The sequence below is a fragment of the Bacillus sp. FSL R5-0659 genome, from assembly GCF_038008785.1.
Lineage (GTDB): Bacteria > Bacillota > Bacilli > Bacillales > Bacillaceae > Bacillus > Bacillus safensis.
This window is the reverse complement of the sequence record NZ_JBBOZU010000001.1, coordinates 1,873,942-1,887,902: the sequence shown is the minus strand read 5'-3', so window position 1 is coordinate 1,887,902 and position 13,961 is coordinate 1,873,942. Positions and strand designations below refer to the sequence as shown.

Below are 13,961 nucleotides of genomic sequence, written 5' to 3'. Positions count from 1 at the left end.
TCTGACTTGTGAAATTTATCAAATTTAATGACAGCAGAATCGATTCATTTCTATTTATGGAATTAACGGATTTAGCTAAAACGTTAGCAAAAAGTGATGATGTCGAGCTTGAATACGGTGTGCAGTCCTACTATGAACCGTTTGAAAAGAAAATTTTTATCAGTCATTTTTGGGATGATCGTAAACAAGAAGATATGCTAGCAGGGCTGAAAAGTGATGTGTTCCTTCGTGCAGTAGGGACCGTTTATAGTGATCTTACTGTATTTCAGGAGATCGTTCGCTATGCGCATACATTATCCATTCCTGATATATGTAAACAATTGTTTATGCTGTTTGAAGATATCCGGATTGAAGAGCGGATTAAACATGGCCGCCCAGGAACAAAAAAGGTATTTAAACGAAGAAGAGAGCTGTACCGGCGTCACTTTAAGACACAATTAACGATTAACCAGGAACGAAGCATTTTAACGGATGCACTCTTTTGTGCGATTTATGTGAAGCTGACAGCTGATTCTCCGCTCGAAGAGATTCCGCCTCTTCATGAGCAGATCAATCCGATGATTCCGTTTATTGAGTCAAGTCTTGAACGTGTGTATGATGCGGGTTCAACAGCAGACATTGCAGCTATTGTCAAAGAATTGATGGAAGGCTTTGAAGAGCTGCTTGAAAAGGACATGCTGAATACGTACTTTTTCTTCCCTGAATTGGACTATGAACAAGCGGCAAAAGAACCACTGTTCCATGACTTAAAAAGAAAACCTAAATTAAGTGAGGACATCAAAGTCGACCGGGAAAAAGAAGGCGATGAAGACATTCACCAAGAGTACATGGAAGTATGGCATCGAGAAACCGAAGCGCCATCAAAAAGCTTCCTTCAATTTGATTTAGAGCATGGCGGTAAAAGTGATCTTGGTAAGGATGCAGCAAGAGAAGGCGATGACGGAGATCAGGCACTCGGAACTGTCCAAGGCTCTGCAAAGCAAACACACCGAAAAGATTATTCAAAGCTTGAGGCGCTGGAAGAGGCTGAAGGTGAAGAAAGCGGAGCAGACGGTCATGAAAATGGAAAAGAGAACAAATATGCGTTTCCAGTCATGATTTCACCAGATCCGCCTATGCCAGAACAAATCAATGTATACAAGCAGCATGCGAAGGAAATTGAGCCTTACCAAAAACGCTTAAAACAAATGATCCAAAAAACTCTTGAACATAAAAAATCTTGGCCTAAAACGGACCTTCATGCGGGACGTCTCAGCAAAAAGCTGATTCGCTACTTTACAGAGTCTAATCCGCGTCTTTTCTATAAAAAACAAGCACCGTCTTCTCAGATTGATGCTGTTTTCACCTTATTAGTAGACTGTTCAGCGAGCATGTTTGACAAGATGGACGAGACGAAAAAAGGCATTGTTCTATTTCATGAAGCGTTAAAATCCGTACAAGTCCCACATCAAATTGTTGGGTTTTGGGAAGATACAAACGACGCAACGGAAACAAGTCAGCCAAACTACTTCAACACAGTCGTGTCGTTCAAAGATTCTTTATTTGATGCAGGGCCTTCTATTATGTCTCTTGAGCCAGAAGAGGATAACCGGGATGGTTATGCGATTCGTCAAATGACAAAGATGATTTTAAAGCGAAGAGAAGAGCAAAAGTTTCTGATTGTCTTTTCAGACGGAGAGCCAGCTGCGTTCAGCTACGAACAAAATGGGATTGTCGATACGCATGAAGCAGTTCTTGAAGCGAGGAAAAAGGGCATTGAAGTGATCAATGTGTTTTTATCCAATTCGCCGATAGAAGAAGCACAGATGAAAACCATTCAAGATATGTATGGCAAGTTCAGCATTTTTGTACCAGATGTCGATACATTGCCAGATGTTTTATATCCACTACTGAAGAAATTGCTGCATAAAAGCATTGGGGCATAAGGTTTTGCCCCTTTCTTCAAATTATTTTTCGGAATGATTTAAATTTTTTGTTTTTCTGTGAATTTTTTATCTTTAATTGAACAAAGAATGTAGAAAGTAATCCAAAACAGTGGTAGAATATTATTGGAAGCGTTTTATTACATAAATTTGGTCATTGTGTTCTGGAAGTTATATCGAGATAGTGTTCAATCACTTGATGATCAAAGTTGGGGGTAGTGTTCAAAATGTTTCAAAATGATGTGAAACAACCGTTGAGTTGGGAAGAATTTCATGGTCCGAACCTCGGCTATGTGCTCGAGCTCTACGATCAGTATGTCCAGGATCCTACTAGTGTTGATGAAGATCTAAGAGGCATATTTGATGAACTTGGTGCACCACCGAGTGAAATGAAGGAGGAAATTGGGAAAAAAGAAAATAGCGTAGTTACTTCTGAACAAATCCAAAAGATAGCATCAGTCGTTAAACTGGCAGAAGACATCAGAACGTATGGCCATTTAAATGCTTCCGTCAATCCTCTTCGCAAAGAAAAGGAATTACAAGAACTGTTTCCTTTAAAGGAGTACGGTTTAACAGAAGAAGATGTCAAGAATATACCGATATCTATTATTAGTCCGGATGCACCAAAACACATTTCAAACGGCATAGAAGCCATTAACCATTTGAGAAATACGTATAAGCGTACCATTTCATTTGAGTTTGATCACGTGCATGACTTCGAAGAGCGAAACTGGCTCTCAAAATCAATCGAGTCTGGTGAACTATTTAAGAAAAAACCATCAGATAAACTAGTTTCTGTATTCAAGAGATTAACAGAAGTTGAGCAGTTCGAGCAGTTTCTTCATAAAACATTTGTTGGGCAAAAGCGCTTTTCTATAGAAGGTTTAGACGCACTTGTCCCAGTACTTGATGAAATTATTTCAGAGTCCGTTACACAAGGGACTTCAAATATTAACATTGGAATGGCACACAGAGGCCGTTTAAATGTATTAGCACATGTGTTAGGGAAGCCATATGAGATCATTTTCTCAGAATTCCAGCATGCGCCAAATAAAGAGCTTGTTCCATCAGAAGGCTCTATCGGCATCAGCTATGGATGGACGGGGGATGTTAAGTACCATCTTGGAGCTGATCGTCAAATCAAAGACGAAGATACAAAGAGTGCGAGAGTCACGCTTGCTAATAACCCAAGTCACTTGGAGTTCATTGATCCAATCATTGAAGGAAGCACGCGTGCCGCTCAGGAATCACGTACTCAAAAAGGTTATCCAGTTCAAGACGTTGAAAAAGCGTTAGCCATCTTAATTCATGGGGATGCAGCATTCCCTGGAGAAGGAATTGTGGCAGAAACATTAAATTTAAGTCAACTTGTAGGCTATCAAGTGGGAGGAACCATCCATATTATTGCCAACAATATGATCGGGTTTACAACGGAAAGTAATGAATCTCGTTCGACGAAATATGCAAGTGACCTTGCAAAAGGGTTTGAGATTCCTATTGTTCACGTCAATGCAGATGATCCAGAAGCGTGTTTAGCGGCTGTTCAGCTAGCTGTAGAATACCGCAAACGTTTCAAGAAGGATTTCCTTATTGACTTGATCGGCTACCGCAGATACGGTCATAACGAAATGGATGAGCCTTCTACAACTCAGCCAATGCTGTACGATGCGGTCAGAAAGCACAAAACGGTCAAGAATATCTTTGCAGATAAACTTGTCTCAGAAGGTCTTTTGACAAAAGAGCAGCGTGAAGAAATCGAGCAGGCTGTGACGGCAAAAATAGAAGAAGCCTATAAAAAGGTGCCTTCAAAGAAAGAGCATACGATTCAAGAAATCGAACTGCCAGAGCCTGTATCAAACGGCTTCCCAGCAGTGGATACATCAGTAGAATTTGATGTATTGCGAAAGCTGAATGAAGAATTGATCAGCTGGCCGAATGATTTCCAAGTATTTGGTAAGCTGAAGCGGATCCTTGAAAAACGTGCAAAAGTGTTTACAGATGACCGTAAAGTAGAATGGTCACTTGGGGAAGCACTCGCATTTGCATCTATATTAAAAGACGGTACGCCAATTCGAATGACCGGACAGGATTCAGAGCGTGGTACTTTCGCTCAAAGAAACCTTGTGCTTCACGACAGTCAAACGGGTGATGAATTTATTGCTCTTCATGAACTGAGTGATGCAAATGCATCGTTTACTGTTCATAACAGTCCACTGTCAGAAGGCTCAGTCATCGGATTTGAATATGGTTATAATGTCTATTCTCCTGAAACGTTAGTGATTTGGGAAGCTCAATTCGGAGACTTCGCAAATGCGGCTCAAGTGTATTTCGATCAATTTATCTCAGCTGGCCGTGCAAAATGGGGACAAAAATCAGGTTTAGTGATGCTGCTGCCTCATGGATATGAAGGACAAGGTCCTGAGCATTCAAGTGGAAGAACAGAGCGCTTCCTGCAATCAGCTGCTGAGAATAACTGGACAGTTGCGAATCTGACAAGTGCAGCGCAATATTTCCATATTCTTAGAAGACAGGCGAAAATGCTGCTTCGTGAAGAGATTCGTCCGCTTGTCATTATGACACCGAAGAGTCTGCTTCGTAACCCGAACACATTGTCTGAAGTCCAAGAATTAACGGATGGACAGTTCCGTCCAGTTCTTGAACAGCCAGGTCTTGTACATGATCACGAAAAAGTATCGCGTCTCGTGCTATCTAGCGGGAAGGTATCCATTGATATTAGTGATCGTTTTACTCAAATGGAAGAGCCGAAAGATTGGCTTCACGTTGCAAGAGTGGAACAGCTATATCCGTTCCCAGCCAAAGATATTAAAGGAATTTTAACAAAGCTGACAAACTTAGAAGAAATCGTATGGGTGCAAGAAGAACCGCAAAATATGGGAGCTTGGGGATACATTGAGCCATATTTACGTGAAATTGCGCCTGAAAAAGTAAAAGTACGTTACATCGGCCGAAGAAGACGTTCAAGTACGGCTGAGGGTGATCCAACTGTGCATAAAAAAGAACAAGAACGAATTGTATCTGATAGCTTGACTCGCAAAAACTAAGGGGGAAATGAAAAATGGCGGAAATTAAAGTACCTGAATTAGCGGAATCAATCTCGGAAGGAACGATTGCTCAATGGCTAAAGCAGCCGGGCGATTATGTGGAGCAGGGGGAGTACCTGCTGGAACTTGAAACAGATAAAGTCAATGTCGAACTGACTGCTGAAGAATCTGGTGTATTAAAAGAAGTGCTCAAAGATTCTGGTGACACTGTACAAGTTGGAGAGGTCATCGGAACGATTGCAGCAGGTGAAGCTGGCGGAAGCGAGTCCGCAGCTCCAGCACCTGAGCAAGCTTCTGCACCAGCTTCGAAAGAAGAACCGGCAGCTGCTCAAAAAGAAGAAGCAGTGAAAGAAGAGCCGAAAGCTGGTAATGGCAGAACCATCGCTTCTCCTGCAGCTAGAAAACTAGCGAGAGAGAAGGGATTAGACTTATCTGAGATTCCAACCGTAGATCCGCTGGGCAGGGTACGAAAGCAGGATGTCGCTTCTTATCAAAAGAATGAAGCACCTGCAAGTGCACCGAAAGCCGCGTCAAAAGCAAATGCGGCGGTGCAAACTGAACAACCAGGAAAGCCAGTTGAACGTGAAAGAATGTCACGCCGCAGACAAACAATTGCAAAACGTTTAGTTGAAGTTCAACAAACGGCTGCGATGCTGACGACATTTAATGAAGTCGATATGACAGCTGTGATGGATTTAAGAAAGCGTCGTAAAGATGCCTTCCTAGAACAAAATGATGTCAAGCTTGGCTTCATGTCCTTCTTTACAAAAGCAGTTGTAGCAGCACTGAAGAAATATCCGCTGCTTAACGCAGAAATTCAAGGTGATGAGCTTGTCTTGAAGAAATTCTATGACATCGGCATCGCTGTTGCTGCAAACGAAGGTCTTGTCGTACCAGTTGTCCGTGATGCAGACAGATTGTCATTTGCAGGGATTGAAAAAGAAATTGGTCATCTTGCGAAAAAAGCAAGAGATAACAAATTGGCTCTTAGTGAGTTACAAGGTGGATCATTTACGATCACAAACGGCGGAACATTTGGTTCTCTGCTTTCAACACCGATTTTAAACAGCCCGCAAGTTGGAATTTTAGGAATGCATAAAATTCAGCTTCGTCCGGTGGCGATTGATGAAGAACGTTTTGAGAACCGTCCGATGATGTATTTAGCTCTTTCTTACGACCACCGTATTGTCGATGGTAAAGAAGCAGTTGGATTCCTTGTTACGATTAAAAACCTGCTTGAAGATCCTGAGCAGCTATTGCTTGAAGGATAATCTTCCATTATAAAAGCTAGCACCTTAACAGGTGCTAGCTTTTTTTCTTTTCACTGTCAGGTTGTCCTCGTTTTGACCAATACGTCGCAAGCCAGGAACCAGATAAGTTATGCCACACACTAAAAATCGCACTTGGTACGGCTGCGAGCGGTGAGAAATGTGCTGTTGCAAGGGCTGCACCAAGCCCGGAGTTTTGCATGCCTACTTCAATCGAAATCGCTCTTTGAGAAGGAATATCCATTTTGCACCATTTTGCGATCAGGTAACCAAATAAAAGACCGAGCCCATTATGTAAAATGACAACGGCTAATATCAGCAAACCAGATTGAAGAATCTGCTCTTTATTTGCACTGACAACCGCTGCAATGATCACCACAATTCCAGCAACAGATACAAGCGGCAATGCTTGAACCGCATAGTTTACTTGTTTTTTGAAAAACACCTTAACAATAACCCCTAAGATAATAGGAATAAGCACAACTTGGACAATCGACAAAAATAATGCCTCCGGTGATACAGGCAACCATGATCTTGCAAAGATAAAAATAAAAAGAGGCGTTAAAAAGGGAGCAAGAAGGGTCGATATAGTTGTGACCGCTACGGATAATGCCATATTGCCTTTTGCCAAAAAGGTCATGACATTGGATGCAGTACCGCCTGGGCAGCAGCCCACAAGAATAACGCCTACTGCAATTTCAGATGGCAGCCGTAATCCGTAAGCTAATAGAAAGGCGATCAGCGGCATGAGTGTGTACTGCGCCAAAACCCCGATTAGCACATAAAGAGGTTTACGAAAAAGCTCCTTAAAATCTTCACTTGATAACGTAAGCCCCATTCCAAACATAATGATTCCTAGTAAAAAAGGGATATACGGTCCAATCTGAGAAAATACGTCAGGAAAAGCAAATCCAAGACATGCAAAGATAATGACCCAGATTGCGAAGGTTCTTCCTGCAAATTGACTAATGGTTAAAAGAATGTTCATTCATTGCTTCATCTCACTTTCCTCACATATCTTTCCTATTTTAAACGAATTTTCTGAAAAAACAACCCGTTCTTTATAAAGGTGTTAATAATTTAATTATGTAAACTAAAAACACCCCATATAAGCATGAGCCTATATGGAGCATCGTCTTTAAAAAGGGGTCCACTTCACTTGCTGTGCTTGCTTAAGCCTTGCTTCTGGCTCACGCCAGTCAACTATACTCCACCAACGATCTACGTATTTTGGTTTTTCATTCAGATATTGAAGATAGTAGGCGTGCTCCCATACATCAAGGGCTAAAAGAGGGATTACGTCCCATTGTGACAAAAATTGATGGCGTTCTGCTTGTAAAATCTCTAATCGTTGGGATCTGGGCGCCCATACGAGAATGGCCCAGCCGACACCCTCTACTTGTTTGGCCGCTGCTGAAAATTGAGATTTAAATGCGTCATAGCTGTCAAATGATTGTTCAATGAGACGAAGCATTTGTCCAGTGGGCTTTCGTTTTCCTGAAGGACTCATGGAAAACCAAAAAATACAATGTAAATAGTGCCCCGCACCGTTGAAGGCAAGCTCTCTTTCCCAATGCTTGATCATTTTAAAATCATTGGTTCTTCTTGCATTTTTTAATGCAAGCTCAGCTTGGTTCAAACCATCAACATATGATTGATGATGCTTCTGGTGATGCAAATACATAATCTCTTTTGAAATAAACGGTTCTAGTGCATCATACCGGTAAGGGAGAGGAGGTAGCTTATGATTTCCCGCTGCTACCTCTCGCATGTCTTCTTGTGGTTTCATGTCCTCAGAAATACGTTCGGCCAGTTCGTACCACTCTTGTTCACTGGAATGTTCATCATCCATTGAAAACCATAAATGGTCTACTTTTTGACGGATGTTGTCATCTTGAATCGCGGGTTGAATGGAGTTAAGCCACTCTTTGAGCTGCATTCGATACTCTTCCTTATTCATTCTTACGCCTCATTTCTTCTAAAAATGTGGAACAAGCCATCATGGGAAAGACAAATGGGTAGCTATGATAGGTGATGTAAAATTGCTTTGGCAGGCCAATGCCTACTGGATAGTGCAAGGCTTCACTCGTGTGCTGATGATGGATCAAAAATGAGATGGCTTTTAAAATCGCTTTGTCATCTGGCTTCTCATATTGTAAAAGTGCCTCTGCTGCCCAAGCCGTCTGAACCACTGTGCCAAACGGGAGGGGGACATACGTTTTTACCTCTGCACTTTTACACGATTCTCCGAAGCTGCCATCTTCTCGTTGAATCTGCTTTAAAAATCGGCACGCTTTTTGAATAGCAGGATGGGTGGAGGGGATGCCGGCCGCTTTTAGTCCTGTTAATGCTGCCCACGTTCCATAAATATAGCAAACACCCCATCTGCCAAACCATGATCCATTTTTCTCTTGATGATCTAGGAGCCACTTGACACATTGATCTTTTTGCCTGTGAACGGGTGGTGACATGTTTTTCTCTTCAAGACCAATGAGATGAAGCACGCGGCCTGTAATATCGGGAGTCGATGGATCGATCGCTGCATCCTCCGCAGATTCAAGCGGCAGATGTCGAAGCAGGAAGTGATCTTGATTTTTTTCAAAAGCAGAGAATCCGCCGTCACGGTTTTGCATGGAAAGAAGCCAATGAAATCCTCGTTTCCATTGAACTGGTGCGTATGTTCGCGGAATGGCTTTTAAGACAATTTGCGTATCATCACAATCAGGGTTATTTGTGTTGATATCTGAAAAACCAAAGCCTCCCGGGGCAGCATGACGGTTATGAATCGCCCAATCTGCTTTCTTCATTTGCTGCCGGTTCAGCAAGTATGAGAAAGACTTAGTGATGACTGGGTCTTCTTGTTTTTTGCCAGCTTTTTGAGAAGCATAACTGACAAGCGCTGTATCCCAAACTGTGGATGTGGAATTTTCTGCATACATTCTGCCCTGACAGACAGTGACTAGTTTTTTCATGCCTTTGACTGCTTTTAAAATGAGATGATGTCCCGGGGAGTACCCAAGACTCATAAGTGCATAGACCATAAAAATACTGGCACTTAAATAGCTGTACAGCGTGCCATCTTTTTCAAGGCGATCAAACATATATCGCTTTGCTGCTTCATATCCGAAAAAGTCCAGCCGGCTGTCGAGTGCTGTATACGATCGCATGTAAGTCAGAAAGTGTTGAGCGGAACGTTCTTCTCTTGCCATAAACCAGTCAAATGGATTCTTAGACATGTTTGCATCAAGGTGTGCCAAGCTTGGAAATGTCTCATGAGAGGTATATCGTTTGTTGAGTGCAATCATCATTGGTACAAAGTGAATTCTTGCATATGCACTAAGATGATAAAAGTGCAGCGGAAAGTATGTAGGGATGAGTAAAAAGGAAAGTGGTGCATAGAAATACGGCCAAGGGTGCATGCCGTTGACGGCGAGCATCCACTTTGTCATAAAGTGAACGTTCTTTAATCCGCCTTTTGAACGTATAAATTGCGCTGCTTTTTCCATATGAGGCTCATCTTGTTGAAACCTGCCTGATACGAGCATTCCGCAATAGCCCTGCACAGTGGCAGTTACATGTCCCGTTTGATCATGATGCAAAGAAAAAGACCCATCCTCATTTTGTTTTTCGCGTATCGCTTCTGCTAATTGATGAACCAAAGCCTGATCCGAATCACCGACAGCCTTTAACAGCATAATCAAAAAAGCATTTGTCATCATAGGACCTTCAAAGCAGAAAACAAAGGCGCCATCTTCTCTTTGTCTTCGCTGCATTTGTATGTGCAATTCTTCGATAAATTCGTTTACTTTCAATTGAAAATCTTGCATATGCGGCCATGCTCCTTTCCTTTCATACTATATTCAGGAGCCGGCCTGTCACATGCAAACACAAAAAAAGCCGATGACAGGGTCACCGGCTCAGCGTGTAGACAAACCCTCGCATTCGGTGTCAGGTCTGCGCGCTGGTGCTCACGAATGTCACAATTCGCTCCGCGCCAGTGCTCGTCCTTCCTAGACTGCAAAGGTTTTCTATCACGCTGAAAAGAAGACAAAGTGCTAAAATAAAAATCATTTTAGCACTTTGTCAACGATCTGAGCCGATGACAGGGTCAAAGGCTTTCTTGACGTCATTAGTCTTGGAGATTAATCCATACACTTTTGACTTCTGTATAGTTGTTAAGGGCATATGACCCCATTTCTCTGCCAAGACCTGATTGCTTATATCCTCCAAACGGGGAGGCGGCATCAAAGACATTATAGCAGTTGACCCAAATCGTTCCTGCTTCAAGACGTGCAGCAATATCGTGGGCATGCTTTAAGTTTTCTGTCCAAAGTCCTGCTGCTAATCCATATTCAGACTGGTTGGCCCGTTCGACCACTTCATCAATGGAATCGTAAGGAATTGCAGATAAAACAGGTCCGAAGATTTCTTCTTTGGCAATGGTCATTTCATCTTCTACATCTTTAAAAATCGTAGGGGAGACGAAATAGCCAGCCTCATAAGGGCAATCGCCACCGACAACGGCTGTTGCCCCTTCGGATTTACCTTTTTCAATATAGCCTAATACGCGTTCGTGCTGTTCTTTACTTACAAGAGGTCCAATTTGTGTATCTTGATGAAGACCAGCGCCTTGTTTGAGTGATCCTGCATATTTGGCCATTTGATCGACCACTTCATCATATTGGCTCCGGTGAACAAAGACTCTGGAACCCGCGCAGCATACTTGACCTTGGTTAAACATGACGCCATTTAAAGCACCTGGAATGGCTTTCTTTAAATCAGCATCAGGTAAAATAATATTCGGTGATTTTCCGCCAAGCTCTAATGTGACCCTCTTAATGGTTTTAGCCGCTTTCTCCATAATTAATTTTCCAACGCTTGTTGACCCTGTGAAGGCAAGTTTGTTCACATCAGGATGTTCAGTTAAGGCATTTCCGGCTGTTTCACCAAATCCAGGAACAATGTTAATCACGCCTTCTGGGAAGCCGGCTTTGTCCACTAATTCTGCTAAATAAAGAGCAGAGAGTGGAGTTTGTTCGGCTGGCTTTAAAACGATGGTGCATCCTGTTGCAAGTGCGGCACCCATTTTCCACATGGCCATGAGCAGCGGGAAGTTCCATGGGATGATTTGTCCTACAACGCCAACCGGCTCATGGCGGGTATAATTAAAATATCCTTGACTGACAGGAATGGTTTGTCCATTCATTTTTGTCGTCCAGCCCGCATAATAGCGCATGTGCTCAATAGCGAGGGGAATATCTGCATTTGTTGTTTCATTGATTGGTTTTCCATTATCTAAAGTTTCAAGCTGTGCAAGCTCTTCTTGATTTTCTTCCATTAAATCAGCAAGCTTGAACATGAGGCGGGCGCGTTCAGCGGCAGACATTGAGCGCCAAGGACCATGGAAGGCTTTTTTTGCAGCTTTTACTGCCTCATCAATATCTTTTTCACCTGCTTCATATACATCAATAAGGGTTTCGCCTGTGGCTGGGTTAGGAGTAGCAAAGGTTTTATTATCGTGACTTGTGACAAACTGACCGTTAATGTAGAGTTTTTTCGTCCCTTGGAGAAAAGATTCGAGTTTTGAACTAATTTGAAGTGTTGTAGAGCTCATAAATAAACAAACCTCCTTAAAGATATGGATTGTTTTCTGCGAGTTCTAGGTGAGAAAAGCGGACATGCAACGAAACAGTATACGCACAAAAATGTAAACGTATACAATTATCATATTACACGACATGTTTGAAAGCAATCCATAACACTCATTGCATTTCGCGAAAATTTGGCTACAATAAATGTATAGATGAAAAAAGGAGTTTTTAAATCATGATCCATCAAAACTGGCAAACAGCTCAAACGTTAAAACAAGTAAAATGTGTACATACAAACGCGAAAAAATATATGGTCGACCGGGCATTAACGGTTGGAAACACATATGAAGTGAAAAATGAAACAGAGGAATTCCTGTTTGTCGTTGATAATACGGGTAAAGTAGGCGGGTATTACAAAGAGTATTTCGAAGATATTTCTGCTGAATGATTTTGAGGGTCATCACTCATACTAAGAAAAACAGTAAAGGGTGATGATGATGAAAAAGCAGCAAAATGATGAGCAGAAAAATCAAAATGCATGGCATGAACACGAAGATGCTGATATGGCGATTACGCTTGAACAGATTTCTGATGTGTATGCCGAGGGAACGATTGACACACCAAAAGACGAATAGGCATTTAAAAACAGTGATTTGTCATAATCACTGTTTTTTTATTGGAATGATTCAGCATTTTTTCTCGAAAAGAACTGAAACTTTTTTCCTGCTTTAACAGTCTAAATAAATAGAGGAAAGAGCATCGGATCAAAAAGAAAAAGTTAAATGAAATTTAATCTATTCGTAATGGAATAACGATCATTTATAGCGTATTCTATAAGTGAGAATAAAACGTACCCACAGAGCCGTGTGGCCGTTTTGTCATAAAGGAATTTGATGCAGGAAGAGGGGGTTTACGTGGGTATTTTTTCTGTCAGTAAACAAAATGATAAGAAATTCGAATCCTTATTGATTGAAGGGGAAAGAATTGAGGCTGTTTACAGACTGCGTCACGACCAAATTTGCTTTACAAATAAACGACTGATCTTTGGAGATAACCGCGTATTTTCTAAGAAGAAAGTCAGGGTCTCCTTGCCGTATCGATCAATTGAAAGTTTTGCCATTCAAGAAGCTGGCGTGTTTGATCAGGACACAGGTATGCTGCTTGTCACAAGCTCAAAAGTATTTGAACTCGACTTTTCCAAAGAGACGGATTTGAGTGATGTGCAAGCCATTTTGACAAAACATCTTTGCTGATCAATCTTGCGATTACATAGATCATATGCACTTTTCTCATTCTTCGTTCTTATTTTCATAGATCGCACATTTCTGAGCCTTTCCCATCTGATGGGAAGGGCTTTTTTCTGCTTAAGTGTTTGAATGATAGCAAAAAAGGTTAAAGATGAAACAGATACAGAAAGGAGAATGAACAATGAAAGTGTTAGTTGCAGGAGCAAATGGACATACAGGTAGACTTGTCGTTCGTTATTTAAAAGAAAAAGGACATGAGCCGCTTGCTCTCATTCGAGATGAAAAACAAGCTGATGCGCTAAAAGAACTTGGTGCAGCACCTGTCATCGGTGATCTTGAAAAAGATGTGACAGATGCTGTGAAACAAGCAGACGCTGTCATCTTTGCAGCTGGTTCAGGCTCAAAAACAGGTGCGGATAAGACCATTGCGGTCGATCAAGAAGGGGCAAAACGCCTCGTTGATACAGCGAAAAAAGAAAACATCCAGCATTTTGTTATGCTCAGTTCCTATAATGCCGATGACCCGAACCAGGGAAAAGGGCAAGGAAGTATGGAAACTTATTATGAAGCGAAAAGAAAAGCTGATGAACACTTAAAACAGTCTGGTCTTTCCTATACGATTGTCCGCCCGGGCGCCCTGCTGCATGAGGAGAAGACAGGAAAGATTAAAGCTGCCGAGCATATTCCAGATGATCAGAACATCGAGATTTCAAGAGAGGACGTAGCCATTGTTCTTGTGGAGAGCTTAACAGAATCGAATGTGAAAAATAAGTCCTTTGACTTGATTAAAGGCGATAAACCAATCGAAGAAGCACTTCGCCATCTGTAAGAGACAAAAGCTGCTGCCAAATAGGCGGCGGCTTTTTTGATG

The 13,961-nt window shown here is 41.9% G+C and carries 11 protein-coding genes; 7 read left to right on the top strand and 4 right to left on the bottom strand.

Going from position 1 to position 13,961, the window contains the following annotated elements:
* The first annotated feature begins 8 nt into the window (after nt 1-8).
* From NSQ72_RS09415 to odhB, 3 genes are all read left to right on the top strand, one after another.
* Entirely contained in the window at nt 9-1,925 is a 1,917-nt protein-coding gene (locus NSQ72_RS09415) for a vWA domain-containing protein (RefSeq protein WP_341083914.1), read from the top strand.
* 224 nt (nt 1,926-2,149) lie between these two features.
* Entirely contained in the window at nt 2,150-4,984 is a 2,835-nt protein-coding gene (gene sucA, locus NSQ72_RS09410; protein WP_039179296.1) for a 2-oxoglutarate dehydrogenase E1 component, read from the top strand.
* 14 nt (nt 4,985-4,998) lie between these two features.
* Entirely contained in the window at nt 4,999-6,255 is a 1,257-nt protein-coding gene (gene odhB, locus NSQ72_RS09405) for a 2-oxoglutarate dehydrogenase complex dihydrolipoyllysine-residue succinyltransferase (protein WP_341083913.1), read from the top strand.
* 34 nt (nt 6,256-6,289) lie between these two features.
* On the opposite strand, the gene NSQ72_RS09400 is transcribed toward odhB, so the two are convergent.
* From NSQ72_RS09400 to NSQ72_RS09385, 4 genes are all read right to left on the bottom strand, one after another.
* On the bottom strand, nt 6,290-7,240 hold the full coding sequence (locus NSQ72_RS09400) for a bile acid:sodium symporter family protein (RefSeq protein WP_341083912.1): 951 nt from the start codon (nt 7,238-7,240) through the stop codon (nt 6,290-6,292).
* A 150-nt stretch (nt 7,241-7,390) separates the two neighbouring features.
* Entirely contained in the window at nt 7,391-8,212 is an 822-nt protein-coding gene (locus tag NSQ72_RS09395) for a superoxide dismutase (protein ID WP_341083911.1), read from the bottom strand.
* Nucleotides 8,205-10,079, bottom strand: a complete 1,875-nt coding sequence (locus NSQ72_RS09390) for a terpene cyclase/mutase family protein (RefSeq protein ID WP_341083908.1) — start codon at nt 10,077-10,079, stop codon at nt 8,205-8,207. The genes NSQ72_RS09395 and NSQ72_RS09390 overlap by 8 nt, the downstream gene beginning before the upstream one ends.
* 302 nt (nt 10,080-10,381) lie before the next feature.
* Nucleotides 10,382-11,866, bottom strand: coding sequence for an aldehyde dehydrogenase family protein (locus NSQ72_RS09385; RefSeq protein ID WP_039179283.1), 1,485 nt, complete (start codon nt 11,864-11,866; stop codon nt 10,382-10,384).
* A gap of 212 nt (nt 11,867-12,078) precedes the next feature.
* On the opposite strand from NSQ72_RS09385, the gene NSQ72_RS09380 reads away from it, so the two are divergent.
* From NSQ72_RS09380 to NSQ72_RS09365, 4 genes are all read left to right on the top strand, one after another.
* Nucleotides 12,079-12,291 (top strand): DUF6501 family protein, encoded by a 213-nt coding sequence (locus NSQ72_RS09380; protein WP_034280596.1) that lies wholly within the window; start codon nt 12,079-12,081, stop codon nt 12,289-12,291.
* A gap of 49 nt (nt 12,292-12,340) precedes the next feature.
* Nucleotides 12,341-12,478 (top strand): DUF4025 domain-containing protein, encoded by a 138-nt coding sequence (locus NSQ72_RS09375; RefSeq protein WP_075611524.1) that lies wholly within the window; start codon nt 12,341-12,343, stop codon nt 12,476-12,478.
* Between the two features lie 279 nt (nt 12,479-12,757).
* Entirely contained in the window at nt 12,758-13,096 is a 339-nt protein-coding gene (locus tag NSQ72_RS09370) for a PH domain-containing protein (RefSeq protein WP_024422682.1), read from the top strand.
* 175 nt (nt 13,097-13,271) lie between these two features.
* Nucleotides 13,272-13,919: an SDR family oxidoreductase gene (locus NSQ72_RS09365; RefSeq protein ID WP_064497474.1), complete on the top strand. Its 648-nt coding sequence runs from the start codon at nt 13,272-13,274 to the stop codon at nt 13,917-13,919.
* Nucleotides 13,920-13,961: the final 42 nt, after the last annotated feature.

Excerpts from the sequence above, each read along its gene's own strand:
- NSQ72_RS09380 (WP_034280596.1), top strand. The coding sequence starts at position 12,079 with ATGATCCATCAAAACTGGCAAACAGCTCAAACGTTAAAACAAGTAAAA.
- NSQ72_RS09400 (WP_341083912.1), bottom strand. The coding sequence starts at position 7,240 with ATGAACATTCTTTTAACCATTAGTCAATTTGCAGGAAGAACCTTCGCA.
- NSQ72_RS09390 (WP_341083908.1), bottom strand. The coding sequence starts at position 10,079 with ATGCAAGATTTTCAATTGAAAGTAAACGAATTTATCGAAGAATTGCAC.
- NSQ72_RS09395 (WP_341083911.1), bottom strand. The coding sequence starts at position 8,212 with ATGAATAAGGAAGAGTATCGAATGCAGCTCAAAGAGTGGCTTAACTCC.
- NSQ72_RS09375 (WP_075611524.1), top strand. The coding sequence starts at position 12,341 with ATGAAAAAGCAGCAAAATGATGAGCAGAAAAATCAAAATGCATGGCAT.
- sucA (WP_039179296.1), top strand. The coding sequence starts at position 2,150 with ATGTTTCAAAATGATGTGAAACAACCGTTGAGTTGGGAAGAATTTCAT.
- NSQ72_RS09385 (WP_039179283.1), bottom strand. The coding sequence starts at position 11,866 with ATGAGCTCTACAACACTTCAAATTAGTTCAAAACTCGAATCTTTTCTC.
- NSQ72_RS09365 (WP_064497474.1), top strand. The coding sequence starts at position 13,272 with ATGAAAGTGTTAGTTGCAGGAGCAAATGGACATACAGGTAGACTTGTC.
- odhB (WP_341083913.1), top strand. The coding sequence starts at position 4,999 with ATGGCGGAAATTAAAGTACCTGAATTAGCGGAATCAATCTCGGAAGGA.